Here is a 21,553-nt window from a genome sequence, read left to right as displayed (position 1 = left end):
TTATTCGACATCATTACAACGCTGCGACCGATATTTAGTAACTGCTAAATTTAACAGGGAGTAATTACCTCATTCAGCGCCACAGTTACCACTGACTGCCATTCGAATGAGCTCAACCATGTACCGAACAGAGTCGAGGTTCTTTGCGACCCAAGGTCATAACCGTGTGCATCGATCAGCATCACATTACTGCGCACACCATCCGGAGCCAGCAACATACACTCGGAATCGCCATGAATGAACCAGCCCCAACCTATCGAGATCACTGGGTCGGTCATCGTTTTCCATTCCGAAAAACCGGCTGCGATGGCGGGAATGGTTTGAGCCTGGAGTTCGCGCAGAAAGCCGGTATCGCATTCCGAAAACAGATGAACGAATGACAGCGCATTCAGACTCGCCAGGCGCAAGCGAATATATCCATCAGGCGATTTTGCCGGCGCCTGATTTCGGCTGGATTGAAATTGCAAGTAGGTTTCCACGTCAATTAAGTATGGCTTTCGATGTAAGTCTGTACCAAATGTAAAACGTGCTTGTCATGGGCATTCCATGCAGCCTAAGCTGCAGAGGGACCGGCAGACCTGGCATCGCTCCGTTCCACGTCTAACGCACGTCCCAATATGCGTGCCACCTTCGCACGTGTAGCTTTATATCAGAATCTTGTATATTGCTTAAGCTTTTACCGACACATTAAGTTGTTACCGTTCGTATCCGAAAACCACTATCAGACCTGACAGATCGCGAAAACTAATGCCTTGATTCCGAGGTCTTCCGACACTCTGCAACCGCACCGGACACATCAAAGCATGCAGGGCTCGGTCGTTATGGAGGCAGACGGCATACCTTCGAAATCTCATCCGCCAAGCATGCTTAGTCGTTCACTCTTTACGTGCGATCTACTCCCGCCGGTATATTTTCCAATAAAGCGAAAGACCTCTGTACCGTTCTTGTTTGTGGACATATAGTGATAGCGTCATTAAAATCTTTCAACAGCGCATCAATGATGCATGCGATCGAAATGTCTGTGGTGTCATCAATGCCAGACATACGCAAGCCGTGCCACATCAATACACAGCTAACGGCCGCGTTCGCGATTTTTTTTGAATAAGCGAAAAAGAAAGTTCGATCAATGGAAGCATGGAATGAAGACCGGTTTAATGCATTGTTGCAGGCTCCCTCGGAGCAGGCTTTATTTAGTCTGACAGCCGAGCTGGCGAAGACAATGGGTTTCGAGTACTGCGCGTATGGTATCCAAACACCCGTGCCGATTTCAAGACCGCACGTGGCGATGTTTAATAACTATTCGGAACAGTGGCAGGAACGCTATAAGGAACGAGGTTACCTTCTGGTTGATCCCACTGTGCAGCATGCATTCAAATCGACGCGTCCCCTTGTGTGGACAAATCGCCTGTTTGAAACGGCGCCGGACCTGTGGGACGAAGCGCGAGGCCACGGCTTAAAGCATGGCTGGGCACAGGCTACGCGGGATATGCAAGGAACAGTCGGTTTGCTTACACTCGCACGTAGTGCGGAGCCTCTAAGCGCCCTTGAGCTGGCTGAAAATCAAGCGGCGATGTCCTGGCTCACGCAATTCGTCCATGCTTCCATGGCGCAAAAATTGATTCCAAAACTAGTACCTGAGACGCAAGTGAGGCTCACTGTACGCGAGAGGGATGTATTGCGTTGGACCGCAGAAGGGAAAACAGCATATGAGATTTCCCAGATTCTTTCGATTTCGGAGCGTACGATTAATTTTCATATCAACAATATTGTGACCAAACTGGGTACAACAAATAAGACTCAGGCTGCCGTAAAGGCGGCCGTATTGGGAATGCTTGCCTGAATGCGATATTCAAAGCAAGGAAGTTCCCGACATTGCCAAATGTGCCGATAGGATGACCAATCAAGAGAATCAGGAACCCCAGATTCTCGATGAAAAATCTCGGCATAGCGAATCTGCGCGGCAATACTGGCAACCAGCATCGACCTTCCGAACACCACTATCCGGATAAATGCTAGGAATCGCACTCCGGTGTGTGCCGCGTAATGATGCAAATGAGACGCTACAATTGACGAAAGCTTGCCGGCGGCATGTCACTCATGATGTCTTTCATCCGTTGAATGGTGGATAAAATTTCGTCCACAGTCGGTTCGCAGTAGTGCTTCATCCCACTTTGAGGAGAACTTTTCTCAATAGAGGACTTAAGAAGTGTCTGGATTTTCTTTGCCGCCTGCGCATAATCTTGCGCGAGCCTTCCGACGTTTGCTGCGACCGTGTTAGGCTGGGCTACCGGCGACACTGCATGCGCGCTTCCGATTAAGACATCCGATAGAACTTCAATCGCTGCCAGACAGCTGACATCCGGTTTTGCGTCGCTAAATTGAACTCGCTTGGCACTTAGTTGCATTGGCTACCTCTCAATTCATTGTGTGCGGTCTATTGTCAATACGTATGCCTGATGTTCGAGCACGCATACGTGCTTTCATATGCATAATATGGTCGCCGCAATACACTCAGTCAACCATATACTCGCCGTTCACAGCGATTCCTGTTAACTTTTACAGGAGAGAGGCAGCATTTAATGGAGAAAAATTCGATGACGCGACACATCGTGTCGGTTGATTTTGCCGTGCACAAGATTGATATTGCGGCCCCGCATGAACGCGTTCCAATCCAATACAGGGCATCGAAAAATACGGGTGGCATCCAGCACAGATTTGCCGGACTATTTAAATCGTTAATTGGTTGATTTGGTTTTTCCGGATTGTCCCGCCATGCGTCCGAATTTCAATCGAGTCGGCGCCGTCTTTTCATATCGACTTCATCAACGGTGCGTCCAACGCACATGCTGGCATCATATACGGCAATGCCGTCACAACTCTTATTATTTTTCGCATGGTACATCGCGATATCAGCATGATACAAAAGCGTGTTGTTATCGCCGCCATGTTCGGGAAAGTGACTGATTCCGATGGATGCTTCCGGACGTATTTCCTGGCCGGAGACCTCTACTGGCTCTTTCACTGAGTTCAGAAGCTTGCGCGCGACCAAGCGGGCGTCCTTCACATGCGTGACCTTTTCCATCAAAATGACGAACTCGTCACCACTCATGCGCACCACCAAGTCAGACTCGCGCACGGCTTTCCGCAAGCGCAACGCGACTTCAGATAGGATTCTGTCTCCTGCGTCGTGCCCCAGTGTGTCGTTAATGCGCTTGAATCCATCCAGGTCGATAAACATCACGGCAACGCCCCACTGCTCTCTTCGCGACACCTGAATCGCATGCGACAGACGATCGGTCAGCAAAATCCTGTTTGCCAACCCGGTCAAAGGATCATGGTGAGCGACGTACCACATTTTCTGCTCCGTCTCGGCCAGTTTATGCAGATTTTCCCCCAACTGGGCATTGGCATACTCCAGATCGCGTATCTTTTCCTGCAGATGCCGTTCGTTGCCACGCGTTCTACGCAGTGAAAGCTCGACACGCTTGCTCTCTGTAATGTCGATCACAAAACATATACTTGAATCGCTGTCCGGATCGTCCAGGGGACGAACGTATGCCATGGTCCATATGACAGTCCCATCGTCACGCAACGCATACGATTCGCCTTCAAAAGAGCGGCTGGGATGAATAACGTTCATTGGCCTGCCGGCCTGCGCTGCGTGGTAATCCATTGCCAGAAAAAAGCAACCGACGTCCATACCGATGACATGTTCCGGGGTATAGCCGTACATGCGGGCCAATTTCTGGTTACTGCGCATGACGACACCGCCCTGAATCACCATGACGCCCATGACATTCGACTCGAACGCTGCCTCGTTTTCCTTGCGCGTCCTGTTTACGGCGTCGTTTGGATGGCCAGGCATCGACGTGCCTGGCTTATTGCAAGGCGCTATCCGCTCTTGCGCGGCCATCGCGGGTGAAAGCGCAATACGGACGGAGTCGGCCACTACGCAGCCGCTATCAAAAACTACTGGAATATCGTGCATGGGGCCTCCCTCAAAAAACACAGCAACGATGTGTGCTGACGGCCGTTGAGTGGCGTACATGGAGCGGGAGTTCCTTCGGTATGTGTCTCACATTGATCGAGCGCAAAGCAGTTGATAACTTCGACTCGACGCTTGGTTGAATCTGAAAGAAGATGTACTCAGACTAGGTCATTTTGTATCAGCGTTAACGTTTTGGACGATGATCAGTTACCGTCAAGACTTCAATTCCTCAACCCGGTATCAGTATGTTTTTTCCTTTCCTTGATGAGGATCATACGGTGATGATTCGGAGCCGGGGAGAGAACGCTCTGCGCATGCCGATACTCGATGCAGAGCTTGGCCTGCTGAACGCGTGCCATCAACACGCTGATAATCTCAATCAGTTGACTACAGTCGAGAGTGGCAAGTTCCTGACGCGTCCATACCATGACGGCACCGGTGTCCTGATCTACGTTCACGTTGTATGGCGGATGATTGAGTTCCAGAAGATCCAATAGCGGTTGCGCCGCCTGTTTGTTATTGAGGATTCCTGCTTCGGCAATCATGTCGAGCCGGCCCGGGAGGGTGTTAAGGAAATGCACTTCGACCTGATTATCGAAGGTGACCGTATACACCTCGTTGCATTGCCCAAGCGGAAGCGCAACATCCATGTACCTCCACAACGATGCCATGAGATTATGGAAGTCCTTTTTTTGATCCATCTCTTCTATCTCCGCACGCTGCATGCGCGCTTTATGGTTTCAGGGATTTCAATATACATTTCGGCGGAGTGGCACCTGTTCCAGCGACTGCGCCACCAAACAAATTTTCGTTCATGTCTTGGATTGACATGGAAAGCGCACACAGTCGCCGGATACGACTTTGCGTACTTCGGAACGAAGAGACTCGAGCGGACGAATCTGAACCGTCACGTTATGCCCGTTGAAGATTCCCTATGAAGGCGTCGATTTTTTTCTGTTGAGGAGTCAGCCGGTATGGCCAGGGAACCACATGTCATTCGATCAATGCATAACATACACAACACCTTGTAAATCGTTGATACGATTCCGCCGCATACGACAAAAATGCCTGATGATGCCGATCTTTGTCAGGTCGGCGCATCGCCTAAGTGGCGGGAGCAGTAAAAACGTTGCGGCGCGGTTCCTGTTCAACGCATGCCGGCATCATGTCCGGCAGCCACGTTCCGGCCGGAAGGCGGGTGCATCGTTCAATGCATAATGCGCGTTCGGCCAAGGCTTCCACATCGACGATCGGTGCGGATTTGAATGCGATCGCGACGACATTGCTGCCGCATGTCCTGAAAAAGAGGATCGTTTCAAACGAGTCCCGCATCGCGTCCAGATTGCGCTGTCGAATGTCGTCGATGGAAACGCCACACAGATTGACCGTCATGATTCCTTGCGGCGCAAGGCATTGCGCGCAGGCCGCATAGAATTCTGCCGTGTCGAGTGCCGGCCCATCTGCACTCTCTTCATACAAGTCGACCTGCAGTACATCGATCTGTCCTGTATTCGAGGAATTAGACACAAAATCCAGCGCGTCCATGAGGATGACGGACAGGCGCTGGTTGTCGGCGGGCAGTTGAAATACGGCCTGGCACGCATCCACGACGGCCGGATTAAGTTCAACCGCAGTCACCCGCGCATCGGGAAAGTGGCGATAACAAAACTTGGTCAGGGTTGCCGCACCCAGGCCAAGTTGCACGATGTGCGCCGGTCGTTCGTTAAACAGCATCCACCCCATCATTTGCTGCGCTATGTCAAGCGCTATCCAGTCCGGATCGGAGATCTGCATGCACCCTTGGCCGATGTCCCAGCGAGAATTGAAGTGCATCAAGATGAGATCGCCATAGCGTGAATAAGTTATTACGGGCAGAGTAGCGCTACCATCCGGCCGGGCCAGTTCCGCCAGTGCATTGGCAGGCGGTCGAATCCGGGGCAAAGAAGGTTCGCCCGTGAAGTCACTAGTTGAAGACATGGCACTGCGTTCCCGAAAAAGGTCTGATGACATCTCTGAGTGGCACATCGGTGTCGATCGGTTCCGTTCGCATGAGCCGGGTTCGATACTCGCTGCGGGCTGCCAATGTTCTTTCGAATTTGCATGGCGCTTCGCGCGTCACTCTTTCGTACCTGCATTGTCGCGGTCGACCGTCGCTGGCTGACCTAGGGCCTGTTGACATTCAGTTTGGGAGTGCGAAGGTGTCCTATGCGTTGTAGGGCTAGGCGCGGCGACGCGACGTAGCAGTGCTACGGCAAGGAGCCGCAACAACGCCATGCGACGCATAGGACACCTTCCCGAAGGGTTCGAGCCAAAACGCGCGCTACCGGCGTTGCATGGCTAGCAAAGGCGTCCAGCCTTTGCGTTGCCACGCGCCACCGCCAGCACGCGTTTTGGCTCGAACGCATCTCCCAAACTGAATGTCAACAGGCCCTAGTGCGATGATCGCATTCCAGTCTGCTCTGCCGCTTGGCATGAAGAGTGCTATTGCTTCCATAAAAACGACGGCCGGATCGCCGGTCGTCCGATATGTTCAAGAGGAAAATCAATGAGACCGTCCTACCCTATCTATCGCACGCTCATCCTTGTCGCCGTGGCGGCCTCCATCAGTGCGGCTGTGGCGCTCATGGTGAAGCTGCTGGCGGGCCCGGCCATGGATCCTGTCCTTTTGGCCATAGTCGCCGGCGCCTGCAGTGTCCTTGCGCTGACCTCGGTTGGCTGCACGGGCAATAAGGCGGCCGCCGATCGTCTGCGCCAGATCGGCGAAGAGATCGACCACATGATGATCGGCGCGGCCGAAACCTCGCATTTCGTGGACTCGATCAAGAAAAAGATTGAACAAGATGTGCAAGCAACCAACGAAATCGTCGCCAGTTCAAGACACAACGCCGTGACCACCCGGCAAATCGCACAGAATGCGGAGCGCGCCTCTAAGGCAGCAGCCGAGGTGCGCAACGAAAGCCGCGCCGGAGGAGCCGAGGTCGACCGTGGTTTGCGCCTGATCAGCGATGCGCGACGCGACGCTCAGACGACTTGCGCCACCATGGCTTCGCTGCAGGAAAAGTCGCGACGCATTCAAAGCATCACCGACCTGATCACCGAAATCGCTTCCCGCACCAATTTGCTGGCGCTCAACGCCGCCATCGAGGCCGCCCATGCAGGCTTGCACGGGCGCGGTTTTGCCATCGTCGCGCATGAAGTCAAGCTGCTGGCGCAACGTACCAAAGACGCTACCGACGACATCGCGCTCATGGTGCGCGAAATTCATGAGGAAGCCGAGCATGCGGCCGGCGGCATGGCCGCGCTGGCCGGGAAGGTCACCGAAGCGGCACAGAATGTCGAACAGGTTCATACCTTTTTGTCCAGGATCGAGCAGCTGGCCGGCGTGTCGGAGGCCGAGGTGCAACAGATCGCTGGGGCGTCGCGTGAACATGTCGACACGACCTGCGTGATTACCGATGCGATCTCCCAGATTCGCGACAACATGCTCTCGACCGAGGCGGAACTGCCGCGCGCAACGAACTCGGCGATGGAGCTGGCGGAACGGGCGGAAAATGTGTTTGAGGCGCTCACCAATGCGCACGTCCCTACATCCCACGACGAGATACGCGATGCCGCCCTTGCGGCGTCCTGCGACGTCGAGCGTCTCTTTACGCAGGCACTGGACGACGGCCGTCTGACCGAGGACGCGCTGTTCGACCGCAAGTATGTGCCTATTCCGCATACCAACCCGCCCAAGTACACGACCCTGTTCGACGGCTTTACGGATATGACGCTACCGTCCGTGCAAGAGCGCTTGCTGGAGCAAATCCCCCATCTCGCCTACGCCGGCGCGGTAGACAACAACGGCTACTTCCCGACGCATAACAGAAAATTTTCCCAGCCGCTCACCGGCAACTACGATAGCGACCTGCTCAACAATCGCACCAAGCGCATCTTTACCGACCGTACCGGGTCGCGCTGCGGCGCGCATACCAAACCCTTTTTGCTGCAGACTTACAAACGCGATACCGGTGAAGTGATGCATGACCTGTCGGTACCGATTTATGTCAGGGGCAGGCATTGGGGCGGTTTTCGTATCGGCTATCGTTCCAGCACAAAGATCGCGCAAACTTCCTCCGCCAGTATGCCGGCGGCCGCGACCTGCCCTGCGCTCGCACCCGCCCGGTAGACGTTCAGTGCGCGCGCAAAGCAACGCCCGTTTGAAATCGGCAACGATTCATTCGTCAGCGTTTCCGAGCAATGGAGAAAGAGAATATTAGAACCTGCAGGCGCCATTCGACTGGCCCTGGTTTATGTCCATCTGATTGCCTGTGCAATAGCACTTGGGGCCATCATCAAGCGCGACATCTGCATATTGAACCGAATCCTGAAGGGAAATCATGCATGGCATAAATCGCTCCGCAGTGCTGGCAGTGCATCCGGCAAACGGGCTCCGAACGAGATGATGTTGCCCCTCATTCGTGTCCTGTTTCATTCGAAGCAGGCAGCAATGTCCCAATCTTCTCATAGTCGAAGTTAGCTGCCAGGCCGGCCAGCGCATCGGCCAAGCCGGCATCATACTCGCGTATCGACGCAATCGCGCTGGCGATCGCGTCGACATCCAGCCCGAGCAATGCCACTCGCAGGCGAGTCTGCAGTTCCGGCGGCAGTGCTTCCAAATGTCTGGGGTCAGGTAATGCGGCGACCATCCTGTCGTGCGTTTTTTCATAAACGAACTCGACACCCAGATGTCTGTGCAGCGCATCGAATAGTTCATGTTCGCGAAACGGTTTATGCACAAGGTCGTTGCAGCCGTCGGCCAGAATTGCTTCCCGGCCATCCTCGAAGCTGCTCGCGGTCAGTGCGATGATGACCGTTGCTTTCCCTTTTTCAGTCCCTCGGATGCGTCGTGTCGCCTCGCGTCCATCCATCACAGGCATGCGCAAGTCCATGCAGATGACATGCGGTTCCCAATTCGCCCAGATCGCAATCGCCTCTTCGCCATTGCTTGCTTCGCGCACCTCGAATCCCAGCGACGTGAGCATGCGTACCAGTAACTGACGTCCCTCCTCGCGATCATCCACCGCGAGAATACGGTAACGCGGCTGCCCGCCCGCCAGGCCAGCCACACGGCGGTACTCTACAGCATGCGTTTCCTGGTTCTCATGTATCTTAATGTCGAACGCGAATGTCGAGCCCTTACCCGGTTCGCTCGATATGTTCAAGCTGCCCCCCATCAATTGCACGAAGCCGCGGCTGATGGTCAATCCAAGTCCGCTTCCTTCATTGGCCTGCCGGCCTGCCTGTGCCTGCACGAACGGCTGCCCGAGTTTGCTCAGCTCGTCCGAAGCGATACCGGGACCGGTGTCGAGAACCTCGAACGCCAGGCGGCCATTTCTGTCAGTTTTGCCGACCCTCAGCGTCACGCTACCTTGCGCTGTGAACTTCAATGCATTGTTCAACAGGTTGATCAATACCTGGCGCAGCTTGCCGGCATCGATCCGGATATAGCGCGGCAGGTCCGTAGGCCTATCGACAATGAGCTGCAATCCCTTCTGGTATGCCAACAACGAAAACATATCCTCCACATCATCCAGTAGCGCATGGAGGTCGACATCGGTGTCAATGAGCGCAATATGACCGGATTCGATTTTTGACAAATCCAGCACCTGGTTGATCAAACCATGCAAATGCTCGCTGCTCTTTACCACAATGCGCAGATCGCTTTGGGCCTCTGCTGGAAGACTCGATTCGCGCGCCAGTAGCCGGGTAAATCCGAGAATCGCGTTCAATGGAGAGCGTAATTCGTGGCTCATATTGGCAAGAAACGTCGTCTTGGCCCGGTTCGCGCTGGCTTCCGCTTCAGCCAAGGCTTTCTGGTGCTGCAATTCGATTTTCGAAACCACGGCTCGCCGCCTTAGATAGAAGGCCAGACCGAGAAGCAAAAGCAGGCTGACCAGCGACACCAGTGCGTACACCTGCCGTTTGCTTTCGGCCTCCTTTTGTTGCACGCGCAGCAGTTCGTTTTCGCTTTCCCGCAACCTAACGTCGAAGCGCACTTTGAGTTCTTCGTCGTGTTTTGCGTTTGCCGTTTCAATCGCTTCTCTCTCGGCGGCTTGCAATAGCAGCAAATCCCGATATGCGGACTCATAGTCTTTGAAATGGGCATGGATCTGATTCGATCCGGCGAAGTAAATCACGTCCAGCGTCCGGTCGCCCAGCTCACGCTGCGCTTTTCGTGCAGCCGCCAGAGTATCCAGGCTTTCTTCACGTCGACCCAGCTGTGCCAGCGCCACAGCACGTCCCGTCAGGACTTCCACGGCGGTTTTATTTCCGCTGCTTATCCCGGACAAGCCGGGAAAGGCACGGTCAAAATGCGCAAGCGCGGCGGCATAGCGATGTGCTGCCAGTTCCACCTGTCCAAGCCGATATTCAACTTGCGCAATCAAGGGATGTTTCATTTCGGTCGCAATCGCATGGGCCACCTCCAGAAAACGCATGGCATTCGCATAATCCTTGCGGTGGTAATACGTCATCGCGAGCTGTGCATTATTCTCAATCGCAAACAGCTGATGATCTTTCGGATCGAACAGAGCAAACGCTCGATGAAAATAATCTGCGGCCTTGGCCTGATCCTCCATGTTGCGGGTATTGCTGCTGAATGCGGTGCCAATGTACTGGAGCGTTCTGGCCATGCCAAATTCGTCTCCTTTCTGTTCAAACCCGGCGTATGCCTTGGAAAGCCACGACATGGACTCGGACGCGGCTCCACGCGCTTTCGCCATGAACGATCGGCTGACGTAAATTTCGGCCAGCGTGCATTCTTTAGGATGCGCTTCGGCAATGAGCGTTTCTTCATCAAGGATTCTGGATGCCGCATCGGAACGGCCCTCACTCCATTCCTTCCAGGCAAGATAATCAAGGAACTCGCACTGAGAATCGAAATCATTGAGCTCACGGGCAAGTGCAAGGCCGTATTCGAGTTCCTCTTTACGCCCGATATAGGTTTCTAGCGCACCGTAGGCGATCACCAATGTGCGTAATGCTTTCAACTGACCGGCTTTATCGTTCTGCTGTGTGGCACGTTCGAGCATCCGGTTGCCGTCTGCGAGCACTTCTTGTGGATTTCGCTGCGCTGCCAGAACGACTTCGTCCCATTGACGGGCGCGTTCCGACATTTGATGCGGCTGGTTATCGGTTTGCACTTGATTTTGCCGCACCGCTTTTTCGGCATTGATGGCGTGCTGGGCCGTTGCCGATCCGGGAAGCGTGATAAGAGCCGACGTAAGCAGCAAAGCACGGATTGAGAACGCCATGACCTGGTTCTTTCTGTGGGTTACTTCCGTTCCCTGCCAATGGGTAGAGTCCGTTGTTCATTGCGCAGTTCACCGACACCGGCAAGCGGGATCGAGCTACCTGAGCGCATATCGGTTCTACATCCTGGCCCGTACGCCGACATAAAATTGACGTCCGTTCGAATACAGCGCGCGCGGCTGATCCTTGTTTTCACCATAATACTTCAGCGTCGCATTGTTCAGGTTGAGCGCATCGAAGGTCAGCATCGCGTTGGCGCTGATCTTGTAGCTAAGCGACGCGGCGAGGTTGCCAACACCCGCTGCGTGCTGGGCGAAGCTGCGGTCCAATCCGACCAGAAAATCCGAGCGGTAAGTATAGGCCAGGCGCGCGTTGAAGCGCTCGTTCTCGTAGTAGCCGGTCAGATTCCAGGTGTTTTTCGATGAACCCAGCATCTCGCTGCCATCAGCCGCTTTGCCGTCGGCATACGTATAGTTGGCCAGCACGCCGAAATTGCGGGCAAGCGGCTGCTGGTAGCCGAGTTCAAATCCCTTGTTTTTGGCGGCGACATTGAGCGGCGATGTGATCTGGTAGGTCTCGACTCTTCGCGTCTGGTCGTTGAAATACTGCGCAGGCGCGGTACCGAAAGACACATACGACGACATATCCATGTAAAACAGGCCGAATTGCAGCAGCGACTTGGGTGCAAAATACCACTCGATCGCCGCATCGACATTGGTCGAACGCACCGGCTTGAGATTCGGGTTGCCGCCAGTGCCAGTGCGCTGAAGGTTGTCCAGCGTCACAGCGCCGCCCAATGCACTGTAATCGGGACGCGCCATGGTGCGTGCGACTGCCGCGCGCAGTACCAGGTCCTTCGATACATCGACACTGAGATTGGCGCTCGGCAGTATGTCGACGTAGGTATGCCGAATGACCTGAGGCGTGTAGGCTCCGAAATCCGAACCGACGATCGGATCAGCGCCCCCGGCGACGTTGGACGTGGTGGACTGCCTGGTACGCACGAGCCGCAGACCGACATTGCCGCGCCATGCGTCTTTAGCCAGATTGGCCATCGCATAACCGGCGGTGGTGTCTTCCTTGACTTTGAATTCGCCCGTCCAGTTGCGGCGCGTCACCGGATCGGTGTTCAGGTTAGCATCGGCCCAGGTTTCGATGTCTGCCGGGCTCAGCAACCAGATATTGTTCAGCGCCCCGCCAAAGCCGTGACCAAAATTGCCTGGATAGCGCATGCCGCTCCATACCGGCAAGCTCGCCGGCGTATCACTGAGGGGACCTGCTGCAACCGGCCAGTCGACCCGGCGTTCGTGGTTGGCAAGCCGCACTCCGAACTTGACGGTCTGGATCACACTATTGTCGATCGCCAGTTCACCGTCGAGCTGACCGTAGCGCTCCGCATCAATCGATTTGATCTGCGACCCCCATGCCCAGCCGAAGGACGTACCGGCGAAGTCCGTGACGTTGGCGCCGGGGAAGGACACGGTCGTTGCGCGGCTCAGGCCATTCATGCTGTAGTTCAGGCCTGTATTGTTGATATTGCCCTCGAAGGCAACTTCCTTCGCGGTTTCGCCGACACCTCTGGTGGTGCCGATCTGGCCGCTCACCACCAGATGGGAGCTGGCGCGCCATTTTCCATCCAGATTGAGATACCAGGTTTCGGAGCGGGATCCGGGCCGGTAAATGGCATCAACCACGCCGGCCGCATATTCGCCTTGCGCCGGAAAGCTTGCCGAGGTCAGCGTGCCGTTATTTATGGTATAGGCATCCGGTGCCACGCCGTTGATCAAGAGATTGTCGGGCCAAGCCAAAAAGTTATTGTTATAGTTCTTCGCACTGAGGCGGGAATAAAGGCCGTTCAATCCCAGGGTCAAATCATTGCTCGGCTTGATCTGTACTTCGAAGGCGCTGCCTTCGCGCTTGCGCTCTTGCTGGAACAGAGTGGATCCGATCAATTGCGGATAGGCGACGCCATTCAGGTCGGGCCGCGCCGCTACCACGTCCGGCGTATTGGCGGAGTTGATGACGCCGTAGCCCAGTAGCTCCTGTCCGTCGCGCCGCAGATGGCGCGTTTGCGAAAACGCTTGCACCATGACACCCATGGTATCGGCATCGTTCTTCCAGTTCATCAGCGCCGACAGCTGCGGGCCGGTTTTCCTCGCGAGATCGGAATAGACACCTTCCAGCGTCGCCTCGGTAGTCAGCTGCTTCTTGAATTGCAGCGGTTTGCGGGTTTCGATGTTGACTGTGCCGGCCACGCCCCCCTCGACCAGATCGGCTTGCGCAGTCTTGTGTACCGTCACACGCCCTACCAGTTCGGATGGCAGTAGCGAATAGCTGACGCTGCGGCCGACGTTGCCAACCTGGTTGAGAATGAACCAGTCGCCAGTGCCGACCGCGTGCCCGTTGATCAGAGTTTGCGTCAGGTTCGGACTGGTGCCGCGGATGCTGACGCGATCGTTTTCGTCGAAACCGCCCTCGCCACCGGCCGACGAACTGGTGTTGACGCCCGGCACGCGCTGGATCGCATCGGCGACATTCCTGTCCGGCATTTTGCCGATGTCTTCCGCCGTGACAGTTTCGACAATTGAATCGGCGTCGCGCTTTGCATTAAGCGATTGCTGGAGCGACGCGCGAATGCCGGTGACGCTTACTTCCGGCAATATCTGCGTATTGTCGTCGTCGCTTGAATACGATGGTGCGCTTGCCATAAAGATCGTACCGACGGCCAGCGACTTGATGGAAGCCAGCAGCATGTTTTTCCGTCCTGCATTTGCTGGCAGAACCGCGTGAGGCTTTGGCTGCACGCGTCGAATGGCGTAATGGCCGATAGTCCGGTTATTCATTTTTTCTCCTCGCATTCTCGCGCAAGAGCCAATGCGCAGTTCTCCACTTATCATTGCTTCGGAGATTTTCCAGGCCTCGTACGCGTGTCTTGGCAAAGCTGGTGGGCCTTGAAACAATAGCCGGCAATTCGAGGGCGGCTACTGTTTCAAGGCCCCGCCAGCTTCAGCAGGATACCTAAGCCGTTGGGCTCTACCTATGCCAGGCTGGGCCGGATTTGCATACCCTCTCTTTGTTGATTGTCGGAAATTATCATCGCACCGTACCCTGGAGCAGTCAAGACAATGAGCGGTGGTCAGTTGTCTGTCATCGGCGGTCGGTTGTCTGGCGTCATGTCGGTGAATTTGACGCTATGCTTGCCTTATCGAAGCATGTACAACGAACTCAATCAAGCGGCGAATTTATATGGATGCCAAGGTCCGATCGGGTCGAGGTACACGTCAAAAATCGGATAGCTTGGAATGCCATAAACATAACCGCAACGCCGCCTTTCATTTGCATATACAATATTTGCATATACAAATTATTGAGGAGCGCGTATGGCCGCCGATCGACAAAAGAAGCCGCAAGGCTGCACCAGTTTCAGGGTTCGCCAACTGGCGCGCCTGGTGTCGCAACATTACGACGCGGAACTCACCAGAGCGGGATTGAAAGCGACGCAATACTCCTTGCTGGTGCATGCTCACAAGCTGGGACCGATCCGACCCGGGGAACTGGCGCTGTCGATGCGCATGGATGCCTCTACCCTCAGCCGCAATCTTAAGCCGCTGGTAGACGCCGGCTGGCTATGCATCCAAGCCGGATCAGATGAACGCAGCCGCAGCGTCGCCATCACTGCGGCCGGCCGCGTCAAACTCGATGAAGCACGACGCCACTGGAAGAGCGCGCAAGACAAGATTAATGAAACGCTTGGCATCGAGCGCGTACAGGCACTGCACGCACTGATCGACGAGTCGCTCGCACTGTTGTCATCCGGCGACGGTCTTGAAGAGGGATGACACCCGCTGCGCCGTATCCCTTCGGATATCGACATGGCAGGTACAGCCTGCCAATACCTGTAGCTTCTTCGCATAACTACACGAACCATGGACAGTTCAACACTTGACCCCAGAACGCAGCGTTTGCTCGAAGCGCCGATCATTCCGACCCTGCTGCGGCTTGGCGCGCCCAATGTCCTTGTGATGTTCGCGCAAGCGGCGGTCGGTCTGATCGAGACTTATTTCGTCGGAAAGCTTGGCACCGACGCACTGGCCGGCATGGCGCTGGTGTTTCCCGTCGTGATGCTGATGCAGATGACCTCGGCCGGAGCAATGGGAGGCGGCATTGCTTCCTCGATTGCGCGCGCACTTGGCGCGCGCCGCCGTGCCGATGCCGATGCATTGGTATTGCATGCATTGCTGATTGCCGTCGTTTTTGGTTTGGCATTCATGGCTGCAGTGCTGTTGGGCGGACCTTACATGTATGCCCGAATGGGGGCACAGGAGAAGCGCTCGATGCCGCGCTTATTTATTCCAACTGGGTCTTTGCCGGCGCAATCATCGTCTGGATTTTCAATTCGCTGTCGGCGATCCTGCGCGGTACCGGCAACATGGCGGTACCCGCCTTTGTCACTGTGGCAGGCATGGTGGTGCTGATTCCAATGTCGCCGCTGCTGATCTTTGGCTGGGGACCGATACCGGGCATGGGGATCGCTGGCGGTGCGGCAGCATTGTTAATGTATTACCTGGTTGGCAGCATCATTCTTGCTGCCTATCTGTGGTCCCGCAATAGCTTGTTGCGCCCATCATTTGCAGAGCTGCGGTTTCGCTGGCCGCTATTTCGCGACATTCTCCGGATTGGTTTGATCGGCATGGTTTCCACCGTTGCCACCAACCTTGCGATTGGTATTACGACCGCGCTGGTCGGCTCATTTGGTACGGAAGCGATTGCCGGATACGGCACCGGCTCCCGCCTTGAATATCTGCTTGTGCCCTTGGTGTTCGGGCTGGGCGCACCGCTAGTCGCCATGGTAGGAACCTGCATCGGCGCCGGACAACGGGAACGAGCTCTTCGCGCGACCTGGGCCGGTGCGGCACTTGCATTCGCGATGGCGGAAATGATCGGACTTTTGGCCGCATTCTTCCCGCATGCATGGCTGTCGCTATTCGATACGGATCCCGCAATGCTGGAAGCGGGCAGCCGCTATCTACAAGTCGTCGGACCGGCGTATGGTTTTTTCGGCCTCGGTCTGGTCTTGTATTTTGCATCACAGGGTGCGGGGCGTCTGTGGTGGCCGGTAGCCGGCAATGTACTGAGACTGGCAGTGGCGGCCGGCGGTGGCTGGATCATGTTGCGTTGGGGCGGCGGTCTGACGTTGGTTTTTCTGGCGCAGGCCGTGGCGCTGGTCGTGTATGGCGTGGTAAACGCAAGTGCGATCGCGGGCGGTGCCTGGTTTGGTCCAATCGGTTGGCCGCGTCCGATTAGGAAACAGGAGACTAGTAACGCGGTCGCGGCAGGTGGCGGCTACGACGATTAAGGAATAAGATGACGGCAGATATTGCCATAGAACAATAAAACTGCACGACCGTTCTGACATTGGCGCAAATACGAATGCCCGGACGGTTGACGGGGGCGCGCAAAGCGCGAAGCAAATGAATAACACCCAAAGGAGATACTGATGAACTTGCGCGCAATGCGTATTGGGACCCGGCTGGGGATCGGCTTTGCCGTCATCCTCGCACTTTTGACTGTCGTCGTTGCAGTGAGTACCCTGCTGGTCACGCAAAATAAGAATGCCCTGAAAAAAGGCCTGGAAGTCGCCAATCTCAAGGGCGAGCTGGTGGCAGACATGAAAAGCGCGTTGCTGCAAAGCGGTGTGGCAATGCGTAACATGCTCGACATTTCCACGGTAGACCAGCAAAAGGCAAGAGTAGATGCACAGAACAAGCTGTACGCCGAGGCCCATGCCAAGCTTGTCAGCATGCCTCTCACCGATGCCGAAAAGGCAATCCTCGCCGAATTGGTGAAGGTTGAGAAAAGCATCGAGCCGCGCTACAAGATCGCAATCGTTCAGGCGCAGAACATGAATTCCGAAGGTGCTGCCTCTGTCATCACCAAATATATCGACCCGATGAACTTGAAGTCGGTCGCCGAGATCGACAAGCTGTTGACCATTCAGCGCGTGGCCGAACGCAAGGTGATATCCGACTCGGAATCTGCTGACCGCGTTCTCATGATGCTGCTTATCGGTCTGACACTGGTCACCGTCGCGATCGGCGCCCTGATTTCCTGGCGTGTCACACGCAGCATTACCGGCCCATTGAATCAGGCGGTGAGCCTTGCCAGCACAGTCGCTGCCGGCGATCTGACTTCGAATATCAACGATCAACACCGCGATGAGATCGGACAATTGTTCGATGCATTGCGCAAAATGAATGTCAGCCTGAATGCCATCATCGGCAACGTGCGCAGCACAACCGATACGATCGGCAGCGTTTCGCAGCAGCTTGCAGCCGATAATGCAGATCTCTCGTCGCGCACCGAATCGCAGGCCGGGTCGCTTGAAGAGACGGCGTCCGCCATGGAAGAGTTGACGTCCACCGTACGGCAAAACGCAGAAAATGCGCGCCAGGCGAACCAGCTGGTGCAATCTGCGTCGTCCGTGGCAACGCGCGGTGGACGTGTGGTCGGCGATGTGGTCGAAACGATGGCTTCGATCAAGGATAGCTCGCGCAAGATCGTGGACATCATCAGCGTCATTGATGGCATCGCATTCCAGACCAACATCCTGGCGCTGAATGCGGCGGTAGAAGCTGCCCGCGCCGGGGAACAGGGACGAGGATTCGCCGTCGTAGCTACCGAGGTGCGCAACCTGGCCCAACGTTCGGCCTCTGCAGCCAAGGAGATCAAGACCCTGATCGGCGATTCCGTCAACAAAGTCGATTCCGGAAGCGAGCTGGTCAATCAGGCGGGCGCCACCATGGACGAAGTCGTCAACAGCGTCAAGCGCGTGACCGACATCATGGCCGAGATCTTGTCGGCCAGCGAAGAACAAAGTGCCGGCATTGAAGAAGTGAACAAGGCCATTACCGAAATGGACAGGGTCACACAACAAAATGCCGTGCTGGTGGAAGAAGCCGCATCGGCTGCCGGTACGATGCAGGAAAGAGCGAGTGTGCTGGCGGAAGCCGTAGGCGTTTTCCGGCTCAGCCACACAGCGATCACGAAATAAGCTTTACGTAAGTGCGACGATCGCCGTCGCATTTGCCGTGTCCGATAGCCGCGGTTTCGGACAACTCATCTTCTCCGATGCACCTTTCCTCGATGAAAGGTGCATCGCGTGCTCACAGTACCCGACTTATTCCCCACCGTACGCATAGGTAAACTTGTTCCCGACAATGCGGCCCATCACGCGCGAGCGTTGATCGAGACCGACATGATCTTTCGGGCTCATCGTGATCACGCCTTGCGGCACCATCAAGTTTTTTGTGTTTTCAATGGCAGTGCGCAGCGCGGCGCGAAATTCCCTGGTGCCGGGCTGCGCGGCCTTCAATGCCTGCGGCACCGCGTTGGCGATCAGCAGATAGGCACCCCATGCATCGGCGGAAAATTGTGTCATCGTATCCGGACCATATGCGGCTTCATAACGTCGCAGAAAATCCATCGCGGTTTTTTTATTCGCGTTCGAGTTAGGTAGTGTCTTGGCGACGACGCCCGGGCCGGAGGGAAAGAACGTTCCTTCGACATCCTTGCCGCCTACACGCAGGAAATCCAGCGTACCGATACCATGGGTCTGATAAATACGCCCCTTGTAGCCGCGCTCGACGAGGGTCTTCTGAGGCAGTACTGCCGGCGTTGCCGATCCTGCAACCAGGATCGCGTCGGGCTGGGCCGTCATCAACTTCAGGATCTGGCCGGTGACGCTGGTGTCGGTACGCGCATAGCGCTCGCTGCCTACAATCTTCAGCTTGCGGATTTCAGCGACCTTGGAAAATTCGCGCCACCAGCCTTCGCCATAGGCATCGGCAAAACCGATGAAGCCGACTGTCTTGATTCCGTTATCCGACATATGCTGGGTAATGATAGTCGCCATATGCGAATCGTTTTGCGGGATCTTGAACGCCCAAGCCCGCTTGGCATCCATCGGTTCCACAATCGCCGACGAAGCTGCCAGCGCAATCATCGGTGTCTCGGATTCCGCAGCGATATCCAGCATCGCCAAGGCATTGGGTGTAGTGACCGGCCCGACGACCGCATCGACCTTTTCTTCTGCAGTCAATCGCCGCATGTTGCGGGTTGCATTGGTCACGTCGGAGGCATCGTCAAGAATGATGTACTCGGCTTTTTGTCCCGCGATTTCCTTGGGCCACAACAGCATCGCATTCTTGGTGGGTATGCCGATGGCGGCGGCAGGTCCGGTGGATGAAATCGTGACGCCAATCTTGATCTGAGCAAACGCTGGCGCGGCCAGCATCGCAAGAGAGAGGCCGAACATGGAAGGCAAGCGGCGCAGACGTGAGCTCATGGACTTTCCTTTGCAAATAAAACAAGGATTATAGATCCGGTGCTGCCGCCAGTCCCGGAAGCGATTTGAGCGGGTTCGGCCTGCGCTCCTGGCCCAAGAGACGACGATTTCTGTACGGCTTTACTTGGGTCGCATGCTGCCGGCCGCAGCGAAACGCAACAGGTCGGAATCAGTCGGGTCATTCCATTGTTCCCGCGCAAACCACATGCTGAACGCGGTGCGTGCGCTGGTTGTCGCCAGACCTCGGCTGAGATTGATGCCTTTGGCACTGTCGCTATCCTGAAAGCGCGACAGCCATTGTTCCTGCTCTTCTTCTTCGAGTTCGTGGTACATCGCGAACGCATCCTTGGCGCGTTCGACGAAGTAACGTTCCTTGATCGCTTCGATGGAGGCTTCGATACTCGGCTTTTGTTCGGCTTTCTCGATCGTCTTTCGCGCAATATCGGTATTGGATGCATAGCCATCGCGCAGTGCCTGCTTGAAGTAACCGGCGGGCGAACCAATTTTGGCGGCTTTCGGATTCTGTATGCGGCTCTCGGTCAGGTCCAGCGTTGCCCTGAGCTTGCCATCCTCGGTTGTGGCGAGGATGTTGCACGCATCATCCTGTGACAAGCCCAGCGCCATCATGCGCTGAACCAGTATGCCGTCGATGACCGGCGGTGCAGACAAGGCCAGCGATTCCTGCTGGGCGGGAACGACACGGAATTGCAGGCTGGCGACCCTTCTGCCCTGCTTATGTTCGATCAATTCGACATTGATATCGGTCACCATGTTGATTTCGCTGATCGCATACTTGAGCACATCGCGCTTGAAGTACTTGTATTCCGGGATCGCTTCAGTCACCGGATTACCAGTCAGTGCGCCGTACCACCATTCCCAGTCGGCCCGGTTGGTAACCTTAGAGGGATTGGTCGCATAACGACGGCAAATCTCATATAGGGCGAGGCTGGCGCCGCTGCGCAATAGCGCCTGATAGTACACCGACAGCTTGGTATAGGAACCTGGTGCCATCACCATGCTTTCGACTTCCGGAGGAAAGGCAAATCCGAACCATAACATCCCGCCCTGCTTCTTGAGCCCTCTGGGGTTGACCAGCTTTACAGATGAAACCAGTCGTTCGCTGGTCCATTGAATCGCGTCTTCGGAAAAGATCCGGATGTTCTGCAATTCCTGCACCTGTTCCTTGAAGAGTTCGGTATCCCTGCTGTCGTATGCTGCGTCGCGTGCGAGTTCAGCCAATGGAATCCAATAGTAGTTTTTTGCGGCTTCCGTCTCGATCGGCGCATTCTCCCCCTTATTCCGGATGCGCTGCGCGTGATACACCATGACATTGAAGATCTTCCTCGACAACAGAGACAAACGGCCTTCGGACACGCGCAAGCCGATCGCTTCATTCGTCTTGCGGAACTCTTTCAGGTTGGCGTTCGGAGGCGCTGCCGATTTTCCGGATTTTTTTTTAACAGTCATGATGGCGAAAAGTGAGGTGATGTGGCCCAGCTTTACTCACCGATGCTATGTTGCCCGAAAAGTGATTGCATCGCAATCACCATTCAACGGTGCCATTGGACACGCAACAACGCGGACTGGGGATCCGTCGTATTCATGCTCCCTGTAGAGTCTCACCTTTAGAGTATTCCAGTTCCCGTATCCACTCACCGGTGGTCCTGCTAAAGCTCACCGCTGCATCGACAAGAACCTGTATCCACTCACCTTTGCCCCTGTAAAAGCTCACCTCAGTCCCTGTAGCGACTCACCATTTTCACCGCAAAGGGTTGCTGTTACTGGCTTCAGCGGAATTCAATGTATTTAAGGTTTACAGGTGTTTACTTTTTAATCTCTCAATGCAACATCGTGGGAATAACAGAATAAGCAAATCAACCTCCCCATGCGGATCGTGACATCGGAGATAAATTTTTCTAGTTCCATAA

At 55.3% G+C, this 21,553-nt stretch carries 14 protein-coding genes and 1 pseudogene; 6 read left to right on the top strand and 9 right to left on the bottom strand.

The features are described from left to right. Positions 1-50: 50 nt before the first annotated feature. Positions 51-467 (bottom strand): DUF4902 domain-containing protein, encoded by a 417-nt coding sequence (locus D3871_RS26035; RefSeq protein ID WP_158598066.1) that lies wholly within the window; start codon positions 465-467, stop codon positions 51-53. 659 nt (positions 468-1,126) lie between these two features. Between D3871_RS26035 and D3871_RS26030 the strand changes: the two genes are divergently transcribed. Next, positions 1,127-1,840: an autoinducer binding domain-containing protein gene (locus D3871_RS26030; protein ID WP_119771989.1), complete on the top strand. Its 714-nt coding sequence runs from the start codon at positions 1,127-1,129 to the stop codon at positions 1,838-1,840. A 220-nt stretch (positions 1,841-2,060) separates the two neighbouring features. Here the strand turns inward: D3871_RS26030 and D3871_RS26025 are convergent, their stop codons facing one another. Beyond that, a complete protein-coding gene (locus D3871_RS26025) occupies positions 2,061-2,405 on the bottom strand; it encodes a hypothetical protein (RefSeq protein ID WP_119771988.1) in 345 nt (114 codons plus the stop codon). 174 nt (positions 2,406-2,579) lie between these two features. On the opposite strand from D3871_RS26025, the gene D3871_RS30395 reads away from it, so the two are divergent. Further along, positions 2,580-2,747, top strand: a complete 168-nt coding sequence (locus D3871_RS30395; protein ID WP_158598065.1) for a hypothetical protein — start codon at positions 2,580-2,582, stop codon at positions 2,745-2,747. A 38-nt stretch (positions 2,748-2,785) separates the two neighbouring features. Here the strand turns inward: D3871_RS30395 and D3871_RS26020 are convergent, their stop codons facing one another. From D3871_RS26020 to D3871_RS26010, 3 genes are all read right to left on the bottom strand, one after another. Next, complete coding sequence (locus tag D3871_RS26020; protein WP_158598064.1) at positions 2,786-3,988, bottom strand: diguanylate cyclase domain-containing protein; 1,203 nt, start codon at positions 3,986-3,988, stop codon at positions 2,786-2,788. 221 nt (positions 3,989-4,209) lie between these two features. Further along, positions 4,210-4,689, bottom strand: a complete 480-nt coding sequence (locus D3871_RS26015) for a CesT family type III secretion system chaperone (RefSeq protein ID WP_158598063.1) — start codon at positions 4,687-4,689, stop codon at positions 4,210-4,212. A 403-nt stretch (positions 4,690-5,092) separates the two neighbouring features. Further along, positions 5,093-5,965: a spermidine synthase gene (locus D3871_RS26010; RefSeq protein ID WP_158598062.1), complete on the bottom strand. Its 873-nt coding sequence runs from the start codon at positions 5,963-5,965 to the stop codon at positions 5,093-5,095. 568 nt (positions 5,966-6,533) lie between these two features. On the opposite strand from D3871_RS26010, the gene D3871_RS26005 reads away from it, so the two are divergent. After that, on the top strand, positions 6,534-8,156 hold the full coding sequence (locus D3871_RS26005; RefSeq protein ID WP_233575826.1) for a methyl-accepting chemotaxis protein: 1,623 nt from the start codon (positions 6,534-6,536) through the stop codon (positions 8,154-8,156). Between the two features lie 286 nt (positions 8,157-8,442). Here the strand turns inward: D3871_RS26005 and D3871_RS25995 are convergent, their stop codons facing one another. Both D3871_RS25995 and D3871_RS25990 read right to left on the bottom strand, forming a co-directional pair. Beyond that, positions 8,443-11,283 carry an ATP-binding response regulator gene (locus D3871_RS25995; RefSeq protein ID WP_119771983.1) on the bottom strand — a complete coding sequence of 947 codons (2,841 nt, stop codon included), beginning with the start codon at positions 11,281-11,283 and terminating at the stop codon, positions 8,443-8,445. A 117-nt stretch (positions 11,284-11,400) separates the two neighbouring features. After that, positions 11,401-14,124, bottom strand: a complete 2,724-nt coding sequence (locus tag D3871_RS25990; RefSeq protein ID WP_233575825.1) for a TonB-dependent receptor — start codon at positions 14,122-14,124, stop codon at positions 11,401-11,403. A gap of 537 nt (positions 14,125-14,661) precedes the next feature. Here D3871_RS25990 and D3871_RS25985 point away from each other — a divergent pair. From D3871_RS25985 to D3871_RS31470, 3 genes and pseudogenes are all read left to right on the top strand, one after another. Continuing rightward, complete coding sequence (locus tag D3871_RS25985) at positions 14,662-15,120, top strand: MarR family winged helix-turn-helix transcriptional regulator (protein ID WP_119771982.1); 459 nt, start codon at positions 14,662-14,664, stop codon at positions 15,118-15,120. Between the two features lie 87 nt (positions 15,121-15,207). After that, positions 15,208-16,637: pseudogene (locus D3871_RS25980) on the top strand (MATE family efflux transporter). 141 nt (positions 16,638-16,778) lie between these two features. Next, entirely contained in the window at positions 16,779-18,332 is a 1,554-nt protein-coding gene (locus D3871_RS31470; protein WP_119771981.1) for a methyl-accepting chemotaxis protein, read from the top strand. 126 nt (positions 18,333-18,458) lie between these two features. Here D3871_RS31470 and D3871_RS25970 read toward each other — a convergent pair whose 3' ends face one another. Continuing rightward, on the bottom strand, positions 18,459-19,625 hold the full coding sequence (locus D3871_RS25970) for an ABC transporter substrate-binding protein (protein ID WP_119771980.1): 1,167 nt from the start codon (positions 19,623-19,625) through the stop codon (positions 18,459-18,461). Between the two features lie 120 nt (positions 19,626-19,745). Beyond that, positions 19,746-21,092, bottom strand: a complete 1,347-nt coding sequence (locus D3871_RS25965) for a replication initiation protein (RefSeq protein ID WP_119771979.1) — start codon at positions 21,090-21,092, stop codon at positions 19,746-19,748. Between the last annotated feature and the right edge of the window lie 461 nt (positions 21,093-21,553).

The organism is Noviherbaspirillum saxi (assembly GCF_003591035.1).
Taxonomy (GTDB): domain Bacteria; phylum Pseudomonadota; class Gammaproteobacteria; order Burkholderiales; family Burkholderiaceae_D; genus Noviherbaspirillum; species Noviherbaspirillum saxi.
This window is presented reverse-complemented; position numbering and strand designations above follow the sequence as displayed.

Coding starts and splice junctions, on each gene's coding strand:
- D3871_RS25995 (WP_119771983.1), bottom strand. CDS start 11,283: ATGGCGTTCTCAATCCGTGCTTTGCTGCTTACGTCGGCTCTTATCACG.
- D3871_RS25970 (WP_119771980.1), bottom strand. CDS start 19,625: ATGAGCTCACGTCTGCGCCGCTTGCCTTCCATGTTCGGCCTCTCTCTT.
- D3871_RS26015 (WP_158598063.1), bottom strand. CDS start 4,689: ATGGATCAAAAAAAGGACTTCCATAATCTCATGGCATCGTTGTGGAGG.
- D3871_RS25965 (WP_119771979.1), bottom strand. CDS start 21,092: ATGACTGTTAAAAAAAAATCCGGAAAATCGGCAGCGCCTCCGAACGCC.
- D3871_RS26020 (WP_158598064.1), bottom strand. CDS start 3,988: ATGCACGATATTCCAGTAGTTTTTGATAGCGGCTGCGTAGTGGCCGAC.
- D3871_RS30395 (WP_158598065.1), top strand. CDS start 2,580: ATGGAGAAAAATTCGATGACGCGACACATCGTGTCGGTTGATTTTGCC.
- D3871_RS25990 (WP_233575825.1), bottom strand. CDS start 14,124: ATGAATAACCGGACTATCGGCCATTACGCCATTCGACGCGTGCAGCCA.
- D3871_RS26010 (WP_158598062.1), bottom strand. CDS start 5,965: ATGTCTTCAACTAGTGACTTCACGGGCGAACCTTCTTTGCCCCGGATT.
- D3871_RS25985 (WP_119771982.1), top strand. CDS start 14,662: ATGGCCGCCGATCGACAAAAGAAGCCGCAAGGCTGCACCAGTTTCAGG.
- D3871_RS26025 (WP_119771988.1), bottom strand. CDS start 2,405: ATGCAACTAAGTGCCAAGCGAGTTCAATTTAGCGACGCAAAACCGGAT.
- D3871_RS26005 (WP_233575826.1), top strand. CDS start 6,534: ATGAGACCGTCCTACCCTATCTATCGCACGCTCATCCTTGTCGCCGTG.
- D3871_RS31470 (WP_119771981.1), top strand. CDS start 16,779: ATGAACTTGCGCGCAATGCGTATTGGGACCCGGCTGGGGATCGGCTTT.
- D3871_RS26030 (WP_119771989.1), top strand. CDS start 1,127: ATGGAAGCATGGAATGAAGACCGGTTTAATGCATTGTTGCAGGCTCCC.